Annotated in this window: 1 rRNA gene; it reads left to right on the top strand. The window is 50.8% G+C overall.

From position 1 onward, the window contains the following. Nucleotides 1–906: ribosomal RNA gene (locus LZ24_RS17045) — 23S ribosomal RNA — on the top strand; the annotation flags it as partial.

The raw sequence follows: 906 nt of genomic DNA on the forward strand, positions 1-906 counted from the left end.
GTAGCAGAAAGTCATGGATCTGTCTTAAGAGCGCCCCAAGTACCACGGGACACGAGAAACCCTGTGGGAATCCATGAGGACCATCTCATAAGGCTAAATACGTCTTGGCAACCGATAGTGAACCAGTACCGTGAGGGAAAGGTGAAAAGAACCCCGGTGAGGGGAGTGCAATAGAACCTGAAACCGTTTGCCTACAAGCAGTGGTAGCACGATGCATTTTCGGATGCCGTGTGACCGCGTGCCTTTTGCATAATGAGTCAGCGAGTTACTTTACGCAGCAAGGTTAAGCCGATAGAGGTGTAGCCGTAGCGAAAGCGAGTCTTAACAGGGCGTCTTAGTTGTGTGGAGTAGACCCGAAACCAGGTGATCTATCCATGTCCAGGGTGAAGCGTGAGTAAAATCCCGTGGAGGCCCGAACCGTCGTACGTTGAAAAGTGCTCGGATGAGGTGTGGATAGGGGTGAAAGGCCAAACAAACCTGGAAATAGCTGGTTCTCCCCGAAATATATTTAGGTATAGCCTTGCGTGATTGACTAGCGGGGGTAGAGCACTGGATGGGCTAGGGGTCTCACCGGATTACCAACCCCAACCAAACTCCGAATACCGTATAGTTTTATCGCAGGAGTCAGACTACGGGAGCTAAGTTTCGTGGTCGAGAGGGAAACAACCCAGATCGCCAGCTAAGGTCCCCAAATTCATGCTAAGTGGTGAACGATGTGGAAATGCTCAGACAACCAGGATGTTGGCTTAGAAGCAGCCATCATTTAAAGAAAGCGTAATAGCTCACTGGTCGAGTGGTTCTGCGCGGAAAATGTAACGGGGCTAAGCATGGTACCGAAGCTGCGGGTTATTCTAAATGGATAGCGGTAGGGGAGCATTGCATGCGGGCAGAAGGTTGACCGTAAGG

Source organism: Desulfobotulus alkaliphilus (assembly GCF_007830435.1).
Lineage (GTDB): Bacteria > Desulfobacterota > Desulfobacteria > Desulfobacterales > ASO4-4 > Desulfobotulus > Desulfobotulus alkaliphilus.